The organism is Lysobacter defluvii IMMIB APB-9 = DSM 18482, from assembly GCF_000423325.1.
GTDB classification, from domain to species: domain Bacteria; phylum Pseudomonadota; class Gammaproteobacteria; order Xanthomonadales; family Xanthomonadaceae; genus Novilysobacter; species Novilysobacter defluvii.
The window spans coordinates 43,814-56,841 of record NZ_AUHT01000007.1 but is presented as its reverse complement, the minus strand read 5'-3'; the positions used below and the strand labels follow the sequence as shown (position 1 = coordinate 56,841).

General features: G+C 72.1%; 13 protein-coding genes and 1 tRNA gene. 10 read left to right on the top strand and 4 right to left on the bottom strand.

The window, feature by feature from the left end; genetic code table 11:
• Positions 1–53: 53 nt before the first annotated feature.
• From G545_RS13930 to G545_RS0106710, 10 genes are all read left to right on the top strand, one after another.
• Positions 54–869 carry a biotin--[acetyl-CoA-carboxylase] ligase gene (locus G545_RS13930; RefSeq protein ID WP_052347277.1) on the top strand — a complete coding sequence of 272 codons (816 nt, stop codon included), beginning with the start codon at positions 54–56 and terminating at the stop codon, positions 867–869.
• Positions 869–1,609, top strand: a complete 741-nt coding sequence (locus G545_RS0106750) for a type III pantothenate kinase (protein ID WP_027069713.1) — start codon at positions 869–871, stop codon at positions 1,607–1,609. The genes G545_RS13930 and G545_RS0106750 overlap by 1 nt, the downstream gene beginning before the upstream one ends.
• Before the next feature lie 22 nt (positions 1,610–1,631).
• Positions 1,632–2,309, top strand: coding sequence for a hypothetical protein (locus G545_RS15610; RefSeq protein WP_052347276.1), 678 nt, complete (start codon positions 1,632–1,634; stop codon positions 2,307–2,309).
• A gap of 14 nt (positions 2,310–2,323) precedes the next feature.
• Positions 2,324–2,399 (top strand) — tRNA-Thr (locus tag G545_RS0106740).
• A 17-nt stretch (positions 2,400–2,416) separates the two neighbouring features.
• Entirely contained in the window at positions 2,417–3,340 is a 924-nt protein-coding gene (gene rocF, locus G545_RS0106735; protein ID WP_027069712.1) for an arginase, read from the top strand.
• Positions 3,341–3,460: 120 nt separating this feature from the next.
• Positions 3,461–3,610, top strand: coding sequence for an entericidin A/B family lipoprotein (locus G545_RS0106730; RefSeq protein WP_027069711.1), 150 nt, complete (start codon positions 3,461–3,463; stop codon positions 3,608–3,610).
• A gap of 46 nt (positions 3,611–3,656) precedes the next feature.
• Positions 3,657–3,857, top strand: a complete 201-nt coding sequence (locus G545_RS0106725) for a CsbD family protein (protein ID WP_027069710.1) — start codon at positions 3,657–3,659, stop codon at positions 3,855–3,857.
• Between the two features lie 134 nt (positions 3,858–3,991).
• Positions 3,992–5,329 carry a tryptophan--tRNA ligase gene (locus G545_RS13920; RefSeq protein ID WP_052106568.1) on the top strand — a complete coding sequence of 446 codons (1,338 nt, stop codon included), beginning with the start codon at positions 3,992–3,994 and terminating at the stop codon, positions 5,327–5,329.
• On the top strand, positions 5,326–5,655 hold the full coding sequence (locus tag G545_RS0106715) for a hypothetical protein (protein ID WP_027069709.1): 330 nt from the start codon (positions 5,326–5,328) through the stop codon (positions 5,653–5,655). The genes G545_RS13920 and G545_RS0106715 overlap by 4 nt, the downstream gene beginning before the upstream one ends.
• Before the next feature lie 51 nt (positions 5,656–5,706).
• Positions 5,707–6,813 (top strand): GGDEF domain-containing protein, encoded by a 1,107-nt coding sequence (locus G545_RS0106710; protein ID WP_027069708.1) that lies wholly within the window; start codon positions 5,707–5,709, stop codon positions 6,811–6,813.
• 90 nt (positions 6,814–6,903) lie between these two features.
• Here the strand turns inward: G545_RS0106710 and G545_RS0106705 are convergent, their stop codons facing one another.
• From G545_RS0106705 to G545_RS13915, 4 genes are read right to left on the bottom strand one after another with little or no spacing between them, the layout of a single operon-like run.
• A complete protein-coding gene (locus G545_RS0106705) occupies positions 6,904–8,349 on the bottom strand; it encodes a dihydrolipoamide acetyltransferase family protein (RefSeq protein ID WP_027069707.1) in 1,446 nt (481 codons plus the stop codon).
• Between the two features lie 56 nt (positions 8,350–8,405).
• Positions 8,406–9,404 carry an alpha-ketoacid dehydrogenase subunit beta gene (locus G545_RS0106700; protein ID WP_027069706.1) on the bottom strand — a complete coding sequence of 333 codons (999 nt, stop codon included), beginning with the start codon at positions 9,402–9,404 and terminating at the stop codon, positions 8,406–8,408.
• Positions 9,401–10,474, bottom strand: coding sequence for a pyruvate dehydrogenase (acetyl-transferring) E1 component subunit alpha (pdhA, locus tag G545_RS0106695; RefSeq protein ID WP_027069705.1), 1,074 nt, complete (start codon positions 10,472–10,474; stop codon positions 9,401–9,403). The genes G545_RS0106700 and pdhA overlap by 4 nt, the downstream gene beginning before the upstream one ends.
• A 21-nt stretch (positions 10,475–10,495) precedes the next feature.
• Positions 10,496–13,012 (bottom strand): type VI secretion system Vgr family protein, encoded by a 2,517-nt coding sequence (locus tag G545_RS13915; protein ID WP_081677772.1) that lies wholly within the window; start codon positions 13,010–13,012, stop codon positions 10,496–10,498.
• Positions 13,013–13,028: the final 16 nt, after the last annotated feature.

Here is a 13,028-nt window from a genome sequence, read left to right as displayed (position 1 = left end):
CAAGCCCCTGCGCTGCACGGCATGCTTGGCATCCCGCGACCGCTTTCCAGGACATGGCCGACTCCCTCGACAGCGACCTGATCCTTGCCCGCCTGCGGCCGCAGGTCCGCGCCCGGATGGCGTCCCTGGCCGTGCTGCGGCGGGTGGACTCGACCAATGCCGAGCTGTTGCGCCGGCCGGTGCCGGAAGGCGGCCTGGCGGCGGTGCTGGCCGCCGACTGCCAGGACGCGGGGCGGGGCCGGCGCGGGAGGGACTGGGCATCGCCGCAGGGCGGCAACCTGTACCTGTCGCTTTCGCGCGGCTTCTCCGGCGGGCCGGCGCGGCTGGAAGGCCTCAGCCTGGTTGCCGGGATCGCCGCGGCGGAAGCCCTGCACGCGCTCGGCTACCAGGAGGTGCGCCTGAAGTGGCCCAACGACCTGGTGGTTGCCTCGCCCGCCGGGTTGCGCAAGCTGGGCGGCCTGCTGGTGGAAGGCGCCGGAACCGGCGACGGGCAGTCGCGCGCCGTGCTCGGGCTGGGGGTGAACTCGCGCGTGGACGCCGGCGCCGCCGGCCGGATCGACCAGCCCTGGTGCGACCTGGCGGCGCTCTCCGGCCAACCGCCGCCGGCGAGCGAGCTGGCGGCGGCGGTGCTCGACCACTGGGTGCCTGCGCTGGACCTGTTCGACCGCGACGGCCTGGCCCCGTTCCTGCCCCGGTTCCGCGCGCTGGACGTGCTCGAGGGAGCCCAGGTGACGGTGCAGCTGGAAGGGAACGCCATGCACGGGGTGGCCCGGGGCCTCGCCGGCGGCGGCGCGTTGCGCGTCCGCCTGGAGGATGGCACCGAGCGCGCCTTCCACGCCGGCGAAGTGAGCGTGCGAAGGGCCGGCTGATGCAGTCCTGGCTGTTCGACCTGGGCAACACCCGGCTGAAGATGGCGCCGCTGCACGACGACGGCGCGATCGGCGAAGTGGTCGCCGTGCCGCACGGGGGCGAGGGGTTCGGGCCGGCACTGGAGGCCGCGCTCCCCGGCCACGTCGACGTGGCCCACGTGGCGGCGGTGGCGGGGCCCGCCTTGCGCCTGCAGCTGTCGCGCGCGCTGGCCGCGCGCTGCCGGCGGATCAGCCACGCGGCGACGGTGGCGCGCCTGGGCCGGCTGCAGGTGGGGTACCCGGAGCCGGCGCGGCTGGGGGTGGACCGATTCCTGGCCCTGCTCGCGGCAAGCGCCGACGGCGGCGGGGCGGCACTGGTCTGCGGGGTGGGCACCGCGCTCACCCTAGACCTGGTCGACGCCGGAGGCCGGCACCACGGTGGGCTGATCGCGCCCTCGCCGACCCTGATGCGGGAGGCCCTGCACGCCCGCGCCGCGCATCTGCCAGCGGAGGGTGGCGTGGCCACCGCGTTCGCCACCGATACCGCCGATGCGCTGGCATCGGGCTGCGAGGGCGCTGCCGTCGCGCTGGTCCTGCAGCGGATGGAGCGCGCATGCGACCTGCTGGGGGACGTGCCGCGCCTGCTGCTGCACGGCGGGGGCGCCGCCGCGTTGGCTGCGGAGCTCCCCGGCGCCAGCATGCGGCCGATGCTGGTGCTCGAGGGATTGTCGGAGTGGGCGCGGGCGCAAGCCGCGCCGTGAGCCGCTTGCCTACAATCGCGCCATGCTGACGCGCGCGCTCATCGTCCTGTTGCTGGTGCTCAACCTGGGCGTCGCCGCCTGGTGGATCGCCCGGCCCGAGCCGCCGGTGCCGGGGTTCACGCCGCAGATCGGGAATGCCGCGCTGCTGCAACTGGTCGACGAGCCGACTGCGCCCGCGGCCGGCGGCGAAGCCGGCCCGGGCCCGGCGCCGGAAACCGCGCCGGCCACGGCGTGCTACCGCCTGGGACCGTTCGCCGATGCCGACTCCGGCGCCGAGGCCGTCGCGGCCCTGGAGCCGGACGTGGCCGGGGCACGGCTGCGCCGCGAGTGGCCCGGACCGCCGGAGAACTGGCGGGTGGTGCTCCCGGCGGAAAGCATCGAGGCGGGGATCGAAGCGGCCGGACGCGTGGCCGAGGCGGGCTTCGACGACTACTACGTCATGCGCGAAGGCGTCGACGAGGGCGTGGTCGCGCTCGGGATGTACCGCGACCGCGCCCGCGCGGAAGCCCGGGCCGCCGACCTGCGCGGGGCCGGTTTCGGGGTCCGCGTGGAGCCGTTCGGCGGGGGCGAGGCGGAGTACTGGGTGGACGCCCGGGTCCGCGCCGGCTTCGACGCCGGGGCGGCCGGCGAGCGCCTGGGCGCCGCGCAGGTGCTCGAGGACGGCTGCGCCGCGGAGGTGGACGCGGACGTGGCACGTTAGAATCAGGGGCTTCCGCCGGCTTAGCTCAGTTGGTAGAGCAACCGCCTTGTAAGCGGTAGGTCGTCAGTTCGAGTCTGACAGCCGGCACCAGCGTCGCAGGAGGCCCCATGAACCATCCCAACCCCGCCATTTCACTCATTGGCGTACCCACCGACGTGGGCGCCGGGGAGCGGGGCGCCCGACTGGGGCCGGAGACCCTGCGCATCGCCGGCCTGCGCGAGGCGCTCGCCGCCCGCGGTCTGGACGTCCAGGACTGCGGCAACGTCACCGGACCGGACAATCCGTGGCAGGAGCCGGTCGATGGCTATCGCCACCTCGCCGAGGTCGCGGCCTGGAACCGCGCCGCGATGGACGCGGTCTACGCCGAACTCGCCCGCGGCCGGATGCCGATCATGATGGGCGGCGACCACTGCCTCGGCCTCGGCTCGATCACCGCCGTGGCGCGCTGGTGCCGCGAGCAGGGCAAGAAGCTGCGGGTCGTTTGGATGGACGCGCACACCGACTTCAACAGCGCCGACGCCACGCCCTCCGGGAACATCCACGGCATGCCGGTCGCCTGCCTGTGCGGGATCGGGCCGGAGGCACTGACCCACCTGTCCGGCGAGTCGCCGATGATGGCGCCGTCCCAGATCCGGCAGGTCGGCATCCGCTCCGTCGACGAGGGCGAGAAGCGCATGGTCCGCGACCACGACCTGCCCGTGTACGACATGCGCTACATCGACGAGGTCGGCATGCGGCGGGTGATGGAGGAGGTGCTCGCCGACATGGACGAGGACACCCACCTGCACGTGAGCTTCGACGTCGACTTCCTGGATCCGTCGATCGCTCCGGGCGTGCCGACCACGGTGCCGGGGGGGCCGACCTACCGCGAGGCGCAGCTGGCGATGGAGATGATCCACGACTGCGGGCGCATGGGCTCGCTGGACATCGTCGAGCTCAACCCGATCTTCGACGTCAACAACAAGACCGCCCTGGTGGCGATCGACCTGGTGGAGAGCCTGTTCGGGAAGTCGACCCTGCTGCGTCGCTGAACAGGAGCGCGCCACTCCCTCCGGTGGTGCACGTTGGCTTCACGACCGCCCACGCGATGATGTCGCCAAGGCCGCACGCGCGGCCGGACCAACAGGCGCATCGCCGACGAGGAGGAAGCCATGAAGCGTTTGACCACCCTGATGCTGCTGTCGCTGTTTTCGCTCGGCCTGACGGCTTGCCACACCGTTGCCGGGGCCGGCAAGGACATGCAGTCGGCGGGCGAGACGATCGAGGAAACCGCCCAGGACTGCCGCGACGCGGACTGCTGAGCGGGACCGGGCAGCTTCTCTCCCCATACACCGGAGGACTGACTATATGAACAAGGACATCATTGCGGGCAAGTGGACCCAGATCAAAGGCAAGGCGCAGGCGCGCTGGGGCGACCTGACCGACGACGTGTTCGACGTTGCCGAGGGCAACTCCGAGTACCTGTCGGGCAAGCTCCAGGAGCGCTACGGCTGGAACCGCGAGCGCGCCGAGGAGGAAGTGCGGGAGTTCGAGCGCACGCTCGGCTGACCCGTACTCCCCGCTGCAGGAAGGCCCGGGCATTGCCCGGGCCTTCTTCGTTGGGCGACCCGCGATCTGCAGGAGCAGGTCCGCCCCGTCGGCCCCGGCTAAACTGGGGCGCTCCCGCACACCCGGCACCCGCAATGCAGAACACCCGCGTCCTCACCGGCATCAAGCCCTCGGGCACCCCGCACCTGGGCAACTATGTCGGTGCGATCCGCCCCGCCATCACAGCCAGCCGGCAGGGGGGCATCGAGAGCTTCTTCTTCCTGGCCGACTACCACGCGCTGATTTCGGTCACCGAACCGGCGCGGGTGCAGGACGCGACCCTGCAGATCGCCGCCTCCTGGCTTGCCGCGGGGCTGGAGCCGGAGCCGGGCAAGGTGTGGTTCTACCGCCAGTCCGACCTGCCCGAGACCACCGAGCTGACCTGGCTGCTCAGCTGCGTCGCCGGCAAGGGGCTGCTCAACCGCGCCCACGCCTACAAGGCCGCCAACGACCGCAACCGCGAGGCCGGCGTGGACGAGGACGCCGGGGTCAGCGCGGGGCTGTACATGTACCCGGTGCTGATGGCGGCCGACATCCTGCTGTTCAATGCCCACCGGGTGCCCGTGGGGCGGGACCAGGTCCAGCACATCGAGATGGCGCGCGACTTCGCGCAGCGCTTCAACCACCTGTACGGCGAGCACTTCACCCTGCCGGAGGCCGCGATCGAGGAGCACGTGGCCACGCTGCCCGGCTTGGACGGGCGCAAGATGAGCAAGAGCTACGACAACGTCATCCCGTTGTTCGCCCCTCGGGAACGGCTGCGCAAGCTCGTGTACTCGATGGTGACCGACTCGCGCGGGCCCAGCGAGCCAAAGGACACCGAGGGCTCGAACGTGTTCGAGCTCTACCAGGCGTTCGCGACCGGGGAGGAGACCGCGGCGATGCGCGGCGCCTTCGCCGGCGGGATCGCCTGGGCCGACGCCAAGCAGGCGCTGTTCGAGCGCATCGATGCGGAACTGGCGCCGGTGCGCGAGCGCTACCAGGAACTCGTCGCGGCGCCCGAGCGGATCGAGACCCTGCTGCAGGAGAACGCGGCCCTCCTGCGCGAGCAGAAGGTCGCGCCCCTGCTGCGCGAACTGCGCGCCGCCGTGGGACTGCGGCCGCTGACGGTGGCGGCGGGCAGGCCATCCACGGAGGCGCGCAGCCGTGCCACCGCGCCCGTGTTCAAGCAGTACCGCGAGGCCGACGGCCGGTTCGGCTTCAAGCTGGTGGACGGCGATCGCACGCTGCTGGTCGCCGAAGGCTTTGCCTCGCCCAAGGAGTGCGGGCAGTTCATCGCCAGTTTGCGCGGCGGGCGCTACGACGCCGACGACGAGCGCCTGCAGCGCGGCGAGGGAGTGGACGCCGATGATGTGCGTGCCGCCCTGCAGGCCATGGCCAAAGCCGACGAGCGCAAGGCGAAGGAGAGGGCCGGGGAGGGGCAGGGCGCATGAGCGCGGGCGTCGAGCTCAACCTGACCCTGATCCTGTTCCTGCCGTGGTTCCTGATCCTGTCGGTGCTGTTCTGGGTCTACCCCCGCCAGCCGCGGACGCTGGCGCGCCGCGCCTATGACGTGGCCGCCCTGCTGGTCTCGCTGGCGCTGTTCCTGGCCAGCGTGTACTGGGCGCAGGCGTACGCGGACCCGGCCGCCGGCAAGATGTGGAAGCAGATCCTCGCCACCGCGCTGGGCTACGCGGTGTACCTGGGGGCGATGACGGTTGCCTTCGTGGTGCGCTGGCTCTGGCTGCGCCGCACGGGCGACGGACAGGGTCCGGGCTGAGCCGAACGCCGGCTCACCTCGCATTGCAGGGAGCGCCGATACGCTCCCTCCATGGGACCTTCCTCTTTGCCCCCCGACCGCGCGGCAGCGCACGAGCGCGCGCGCCAGGCGGTCCTGGACTCCTACCGCCTTTCGGAGACCGGGGCCGAGCAGGCGTTCGACGAGATCGTCCGGCTGGTCACCCGGCTTTGCGGCGCACCGGCGTCCACGCTGTCGCTGATCGACCGCGACCGCCAGTGGTTCAAGGCCAGCATCGGCACGGACTGCTCGAGCACGCCGCGGCTGCTTTCGATCTGTGACTACACGATCCGCTCCTCGTCCCCGCTCGTGATCGAGGATGTCGCCCGCGACCCGCGCTTCACCCGTTTGCCGGTCCGGATCGGCGGCGAGCCGGTCCGGTTCTATGCGGGCGTGCCGGTGCACGGGCACGGCGGCCACGTGCTCGGCACGCTCACCGCAATGGACGTGCGGCCGCGCGCGCTGGAGGAGGACCAGCTGGATTCGCTGCAGATCCTCGCGCGGCAGTGCGAGCGGCTGCTCGAACTGCGGTGGTTCGGCCTGGAGCAACGGCGGCTCGCCGACGAGCGCGCGAGCACCCTGCGCAAGGCCGAACGGGCCCAGGAATACCTGCGCCAGGAGATGGAGCAGATCGTCGAAACCGCGCGCCTGGATCCGCTGACCGGGCTCCTGAACCGTGCGGCGCTCTCGCAGTTGCGGGGCGACCCGGCGGCGCTGGCCCGCCTCGACGCCGGGACCTACTGCCTGATCGTGCTGGACATCGACCACTTCAAGCAGATCAACGATGCCCATGGCCACCGCGAGGGTGACCGGGCGCTGCGCGCCGTCGGCGAAGTGGTGGAGGCGTCCGTGCGCCACGACGACGTGGCGGTGCGCTTTGGCGGCGAGGAATTCCTACTGATCCTGCCGCAGACCACCCTGGAGGCGGCGCTCGAGGTCGCCGAGCGCATTCGTGCGGGGGTCGCCGCCATGGACCTGCCGTTCCCGGTCACCGTCTCGGCGGGGGTGGCGGCCGGTGATCCCGCCGGGCCGCTGCCGGAGGTGGTGTTCGAGGCGGCCGACCGGGCGCTCTACCAAGCCAAGCAGGGTGGGCGCGACCGGGTGGTGGTCGCCGATGGGGTGGCCGGAGTCAACGGGTAAGGGCACCGGTGCGACTCTGGCGCCGATTGCCGCAGGCATGAAAAAGGGCGGCCGACGGGCCGCCCTTCTCCGTTTCCTGCGTGGTTGCCGTCAGTTCGGCAGCGACAGGTCGTCCAGCAGCGCCTTGAGGAAGCGGGCGGCCTCGCCGCCGGTGGCGGCGCGGTGGTCGAAGGTCAGCGAGATCGGCATCCGGCGGTGCACCTCGATGCCGCCCATCACCGCGACCACGTCGTGGCTCAGCTTGCCCGCGCCCACGATCGCCACGCACGGCGGCACCACCACCGGGGTGGCGTAACGGCCGGCGAACATGCCGAAGTTGGACAGGCTGATGGTGTAGCCCTGCAGCTCGCTGGCCGGGATGGTGCGGTCCTCGACCTGCTGGCGCAGGCGCTGGATCGCCGAGCGCACGCCGGCCGCGTCGAGCACGTCGGCATTGCGCAGCGCCGGCACGAACAGCCCGTCCTCGGTGTCCACGGCGATGCCGATGTCCACGTGCGGGTGCATGGTGCGGCTCAGGTTGTCGCCGTCGAACCAGGCATTGAGCGCCGGCACCGCCTTGGCCGCGGCGCAGATCGCGCGGATCAGGCGGGCGGTGATGTCCTGCTTGCCGATCCAGGCATGCAGGTCGGCGTCGTCCACCAGCGTGGTCGGCACGACCTTGCTGTGCGCGTCGGCCATGACCCGCGCCATGTTCCGGCGCACGCCCTTGAGCTGCTCCGGCTGCCCGGTAGCGGCCACGCCCGGCGGCTGCGTCCGCATCGGCCGCCCCGCCTGGGACACCGTGCTGCGCCCCTGCTCTTCCCTTCTCCCGCTTGCGGGAGAAGGTGCCCGAAGGGCGGATGAGGGCAGCCCCTGCTGCTGACTACCCTCACCCCCGGCCCCTCTCCCGCCAGCGGGAGAGGGGAGCGAGGCGGAGGCCGAGCCATCGGCGGCGGCCTTCTTCACGTCGGCCAGCGTCACCACGCCGTCCGGGCCGGTCGGGTTCACCCGCGACAGGTCGACCTTGAGCTTGCGCGCCATCGCGCGCACCGCCGGCATCGCCTTGACGCCACCGACGGCGACGGCCTGCTCGGTGTGCACAGTGTCGGAGGACTGCATGGCGCCAACCACGGTGCCCGCGTCCTGGCGGACCTCGCCCTTGGCCGCCGGCTCGCCGTCGGCCTCGATCGCGCCACCCTCGTCGGAGGCGACCACGCGGTCGTCCGGCGCCGGGTCCTGGCTGCCCACGCCCTTGTCACCGCCGCCGTGGTGATGGCCGGTGTCCTGGCCCTCGGCGCGCTGCGGCATGGACGGGTCGACCTCGAACTCGGCCAGCATCGCGCCGGTGGTGATCACGTCGCCGGCGGCGCCGGCCAGCTTCAGCACCTTGCCCGAGACCGGGGACGGCACCTCGACCACGGCCTTGGCGGTTTCCATCGAGACCAGCGCCTCGTCGAGGCGGATGGTGTCGCCTTCCTTCACGTTCCACTCGACGATGGTCGCGTCCGGCAGGCCTTCGCCCAGGTCGGGCAGGTAAAACGTCTTCTTGTTGCTCATGGCGTTTCCCGTTGGGCGGGCCGCGGCCCGCCGTTGGTGTGTGGGTTCCCGGAGGGTCAGCCGTGCGACACGGCGCGCCTGGCGGCCGCGACCACGCGGTCGACGCTGGGCAGGAACTTCATCTCGAGCCGGAACAGCGGGATGTGGGTGTCCGGGCCGGTGACGCGCTCGACCGGGGCGACCAGGTCGTACATCGACTCCTCGGCCAGGCGCGCGGCGATCTCGGCACCGAAGCCGGCGGTCTTGGGCGCTTCCTGCACGATCACGCAGCGGCCGGTCTTGCTGACCGACTCGGCGATGGTCGCGAAGTCCAGCGGACGCAGGGTGGCGACGTCGATGACCTCGGCGCTGATGCCCTCCGCGGCCAGCTTGTCGGCGGCCTCCAGGGCCTCCTTCACCTGCGCGCCCCAGGTCACCAGGGTCACGTCGGTGCCGTCGCGCAGCACGTAGCACACGTCCAGCGGCAGCGCCTCGCCGTCGTCCGGGACCATTTCCTTGTACTGGCGGTAGATGCGCTTGGGCTCGAAGAACACCACCGGATCCGGGTCGCGGATCGACGCCAGCAGCATGCCGTAGGCGCGCTGCGGCGAGGATGGCATGACCACGCGCAGGCCCGGGACGTTGGTGAAGATCGCCTCGTTGGCCTCGCTGTGGTGCTCCGGCGCGCGGATGCCACCGCCCCACGGCACGCGCAGCACCATCGGGCACTCCAGCCGGCCGCGGGTGCGGTAGCGCATGCGGGCCGCGTGGCTGACGATGAAGTCGACCATCGGGTAGACGAAGCCGTCGAACTGCGCCTCGGCGATCGGGCGCATGCCCTGGCTGGCCATGCCGACGGTCAGGCCGGCGATGGTGGTCTCGTCCAGCGGGGTGTCGATGACGCGCTCGCTGCCGAACTGCGCGTGCAGTCCGGCGGTGGCGCGGAACACGCCGCCGTTGACGCCCACGTCCTCGCCCAGCACCACGACGCTGTCGTCGTTGCGCATCTCGTAGGCCATCGCCTGGGTGAGGGCCTCGATCAGCGTGATCGGGTTGGCCTGCTGGTTGGTGCTCATGCGCGGCCCTCCCGCTCGATGGCTTCCTGGCGCTGTGCCAGCAGGTCGGCTGGCGGGTCGGCATACAGATGGTCGAACATGGCCTCCACCGGCTGCACCGGGGTGTTGAGGTAGGCGTTGATCTCCTCGTCGACGCGCGCCTCGCAGTCGGCGATCCAGGCCTTCTCCTCGTCCTCGCTCCACACGCCGGCCTCGGTCAGGTAGGTGCGCAGGCGGGTCATCGGCTCGCGGGTCCAGCCGTCCTTGACCTCGGCCTCGTCGCGGTAGCGGCTGGCGTCGTCGGCGGTGGTGTGGTCGTGCAGGCGGTAGGTCATCATCTCGATGACGGTGCCGCCCTCGCCATTGCGGGCGCGCTCGGTGGCGCGGCGCATGCCCTCCAGCACCGCGATCAGGTCATTGCCGTCCAGCTGCAGGCAGTGCAGGCCGCCGGCCAGGCCCTTCTGGGCCAGGGTCTCGGCGCCGGTCTGGGCGTGGCGGGGCACCGAGATCGCCCAGCCGTTGTTGATCACGCACAGCACCAGCGGGGACTTGTAGGCGCCGGCGGAGTTGAGCGCAGCGTAGAAGTCGGTCTTGGACGAGCCGCCGTCACCGCAGCACGCCACCGCCACGCGGTCCTGCCCGCGCAGCTTGAACGACAGCGCCGCGCCGGCCGCCATCAGGCACTGGGTGGAGATCGGGACGCACCACGGGTAGTCGTTCTTCGGCCCCTCGAAGTCGTTGCCGCGCTCGTCGCCGCCCCAGTACAGGAGCACCTCGCGCGGCTTCACCCCGCGCATGAACTGCGCGCCGTACTCGCGGTAGCTGGGCGCGAACACGTCCTCGGGCTTCATCGCGGCACCGATGCCCACGTGCGCGGCCTCATGGCCCAGGCTGGCGGCGTAGGTGCCGAGCTTGCCGGTGCGCTGCAGCTTGATGGCCTTGCTGTCGAAGGTGCGCACGAACAGCATCTGCTTGAACAGCGGCACCAGGGCCTTGGGATCCTGCAGCCCCTCGGGGAGGTCCCTGACGAGCTTGCCGTCAGGCCCCAGGTACTGCAGGTACTCGATCTCGAACGATGCGGCGACCGTCATGCGACGCTTTCCTCGGTCAGGCTAAAGACCCGCGATTGTAGCCGGGGTGGAACGGGTGGTGCCTGTCTGGGGGGAACCGGACGGCACCTGCCCGGCCCGGACCGTGAAGGTCCCCGGGCACGCAAAGGTGATGTCCCCGCCCTCGAGCACCACCTCCGTCCGCCCCGCGCGCAGCACCACCTTCTCCTTCGCCAGCACGTCGATCCGGTCTTCGGTGGAGCTCACGCTCAGCGACCCGTCGGCCAGCAGCTCCAGGGGACCGGCGTGCGCCTGCAGGCCCAGTGGACCGTTCGCGGCGACCACCTTCAATGGTCCTCGCCCGGCGAACAGGGCGACGTGCCGGCCGCTCACGCCGGCGAAGCTGTGTGCGGCGGCCAGGTGCAGGTCCTGCTGCGCGGTGAGGTGCAGGTTGCCGCCGGCATGGGCGAGGGCGCTGGCGTCGGTGGCGAACGCGATCGCGTCGGGGGACTCGGCCAGCAGCACGGGCCTGGCGAAGCGCTCCACCGGGTCGCCGCCCTCCCGCACCGCGGCAACAGGCTTCGTCGCCGACTGTCCTGCGACGGGCCCCTGGTAGCGGCCCTCCTGTTCCGGGTCCACCTGGGCGATGAAGTCGGCCTGTGCCTGGTTGGCGGAGAGCGGAGGGGCTCCGCTGCCTTCGGCGGCGTCGTCCAGCGCCCGGGCGGTGCGGGCGGCCCCCTTCAGCTGCGCCACCGCCTCCGCCGCGTCCATCTGGGTCGAGCGGGCGCCCGGCCGCGCCGTGGTGGACAGCAGCAGGCCCTGGCCGGCGCGCAGGTTGGCCCAACCGAGGGTCGCGAAGTCGAAGCCCTGCCCACGGTGGCGGCCACGCCGGGCGTCGTGGTGTTCGACCAGGTAGCCCAGCTCCAGCCGGCTGTCGGCCAGGCTGGTATGCAGGCGTTGGCGCAACTGGCCGGCCGCATCGTCCATGAGCCATTGCTGGGTGCCGGTGCCGTCCAGCGACCGGGTGTGCAGGCCGGACACGGTGCCGGGATGGTTGCTCGCCTCCGCGAGGGCGAACGGTGGGGCGACCTCGCCGTTGTAGAGCTGGCCGGTGATCACCGGCTGGTCGATGTCGCCATGCAGGAATTCGACCAGCACTTCGCTACCGATGCGGGGCAGCGCATGGCTGCCCCAGTCCGGGCCGGCCGTCCACTCGGCCACCCGGACCCAGGTGCCGCTGGTGTGGTCGCCGGGGGCGTGCCCGTCGGGAAACGCGTCAGACCCCGCGTCGACCAGGCCGCCCGGGTTGGGCTGCCGGCCGCGCTGCCACGGGAACTGGATCCGCACCTGGTGGTCGCGGCTGGACGTCACGGCCGCGTCCGGCAACCCGACCACGCGGGCGGTCTGGGGACCCGGCGCGGTGGGCTTGTGCGACGGGGTAGGCGCGACGGCCGTTCCCTCCGGCACGGCAAGGAAGCGGTTGCGGTAGCTGCCGCGCTCCAGTTCCGGCGCCTCCGCCAGTTCGGCAATGCCGCTGCCCAGGTTGTTGACCGCGACGTGCTCGATGGCCAGCGGAACGAAGCGCTGGCCCGCGAGGCCGGGGTGCTGGTCCAGCCGGAAGGCGTGCCCCGGGGCCATCGCCCGGCCGCTCCCCGCGCCGGCATGCAGGCGCCGCGGGAGCCGCAGGGCGTCCAGGCGCCACCCGGCAAGTGCGTCTGCCGTCCCGCGGTCGGGCAAGTGGCCGGCACGCGGGGCGGTGTACACCTCCAAGGCTGGAAGGTGCGGACCGGCGGCCTCCCCCTCCAGCGTGGCCGCAACCGCCGCCGCCTGTTCGGCCTGCCAGCTGGCCGTGGTGAACACGTTCGGCGTCGCCTGCCGCTGGTCGGCGAAGTGGTGGATCGCATCGTGCTTTTCCGCGATGTCGCTGCGGTGGAAGCGCAGCACCGGGGTCGCGCAGGTGGGCGTGGCCGCGTCGCGGTCGAACACCGCCAGCACGTGGCGTGGCCCGTCCCCGTCGTCCACGTGGTCGAACCGCCACGCCAGGCCCGCCCGGGACAGCAGGCGGAACACGAAGGCATGATCGCTCTCGCGGTACTGGGTGGTGACCGGCGGCGCCGGCAGGCTGCGGCCGACGTCGACCGACATCGCCGCCTGCGGGTAGTCGTCCAGGATCCGCTCGACCACGCCCAGCGCGTCCAGGTCCTGGAACACCAGCGCGTTGCGCCGCAGTCGCAGGAACGCGGTCCAGGGTTCGATGCGGAGGCGATAACGCGCCAGGCCGCCGTCGCTGCCCAGCGCCTGCACCGCGGTGCAGTGGCCGTGCCACGTGCGCCTCGATCCGTCGGCCCGTTGCAGCCGCAGGACGACCGAGCGCCCCAGCAGCGGACCGGTATCGAGCCGGTCGCACTCGGAAAGGCAGTCGACGTCGAAGCGGAAGTCGGTACAGACCCCTTCATGGCCGGTGAAGCGCTCCGCCACCAGCGGCAGGTCGCAACCGGTTTCGATCGAGATCAGGCGGTCCTGCGCGGCCCGCAGGAGGTGGGGCAGGGCAGGCGCCACCCCGGAAAGCACGCTGTCCATGGCGTGGGCTCCAAGT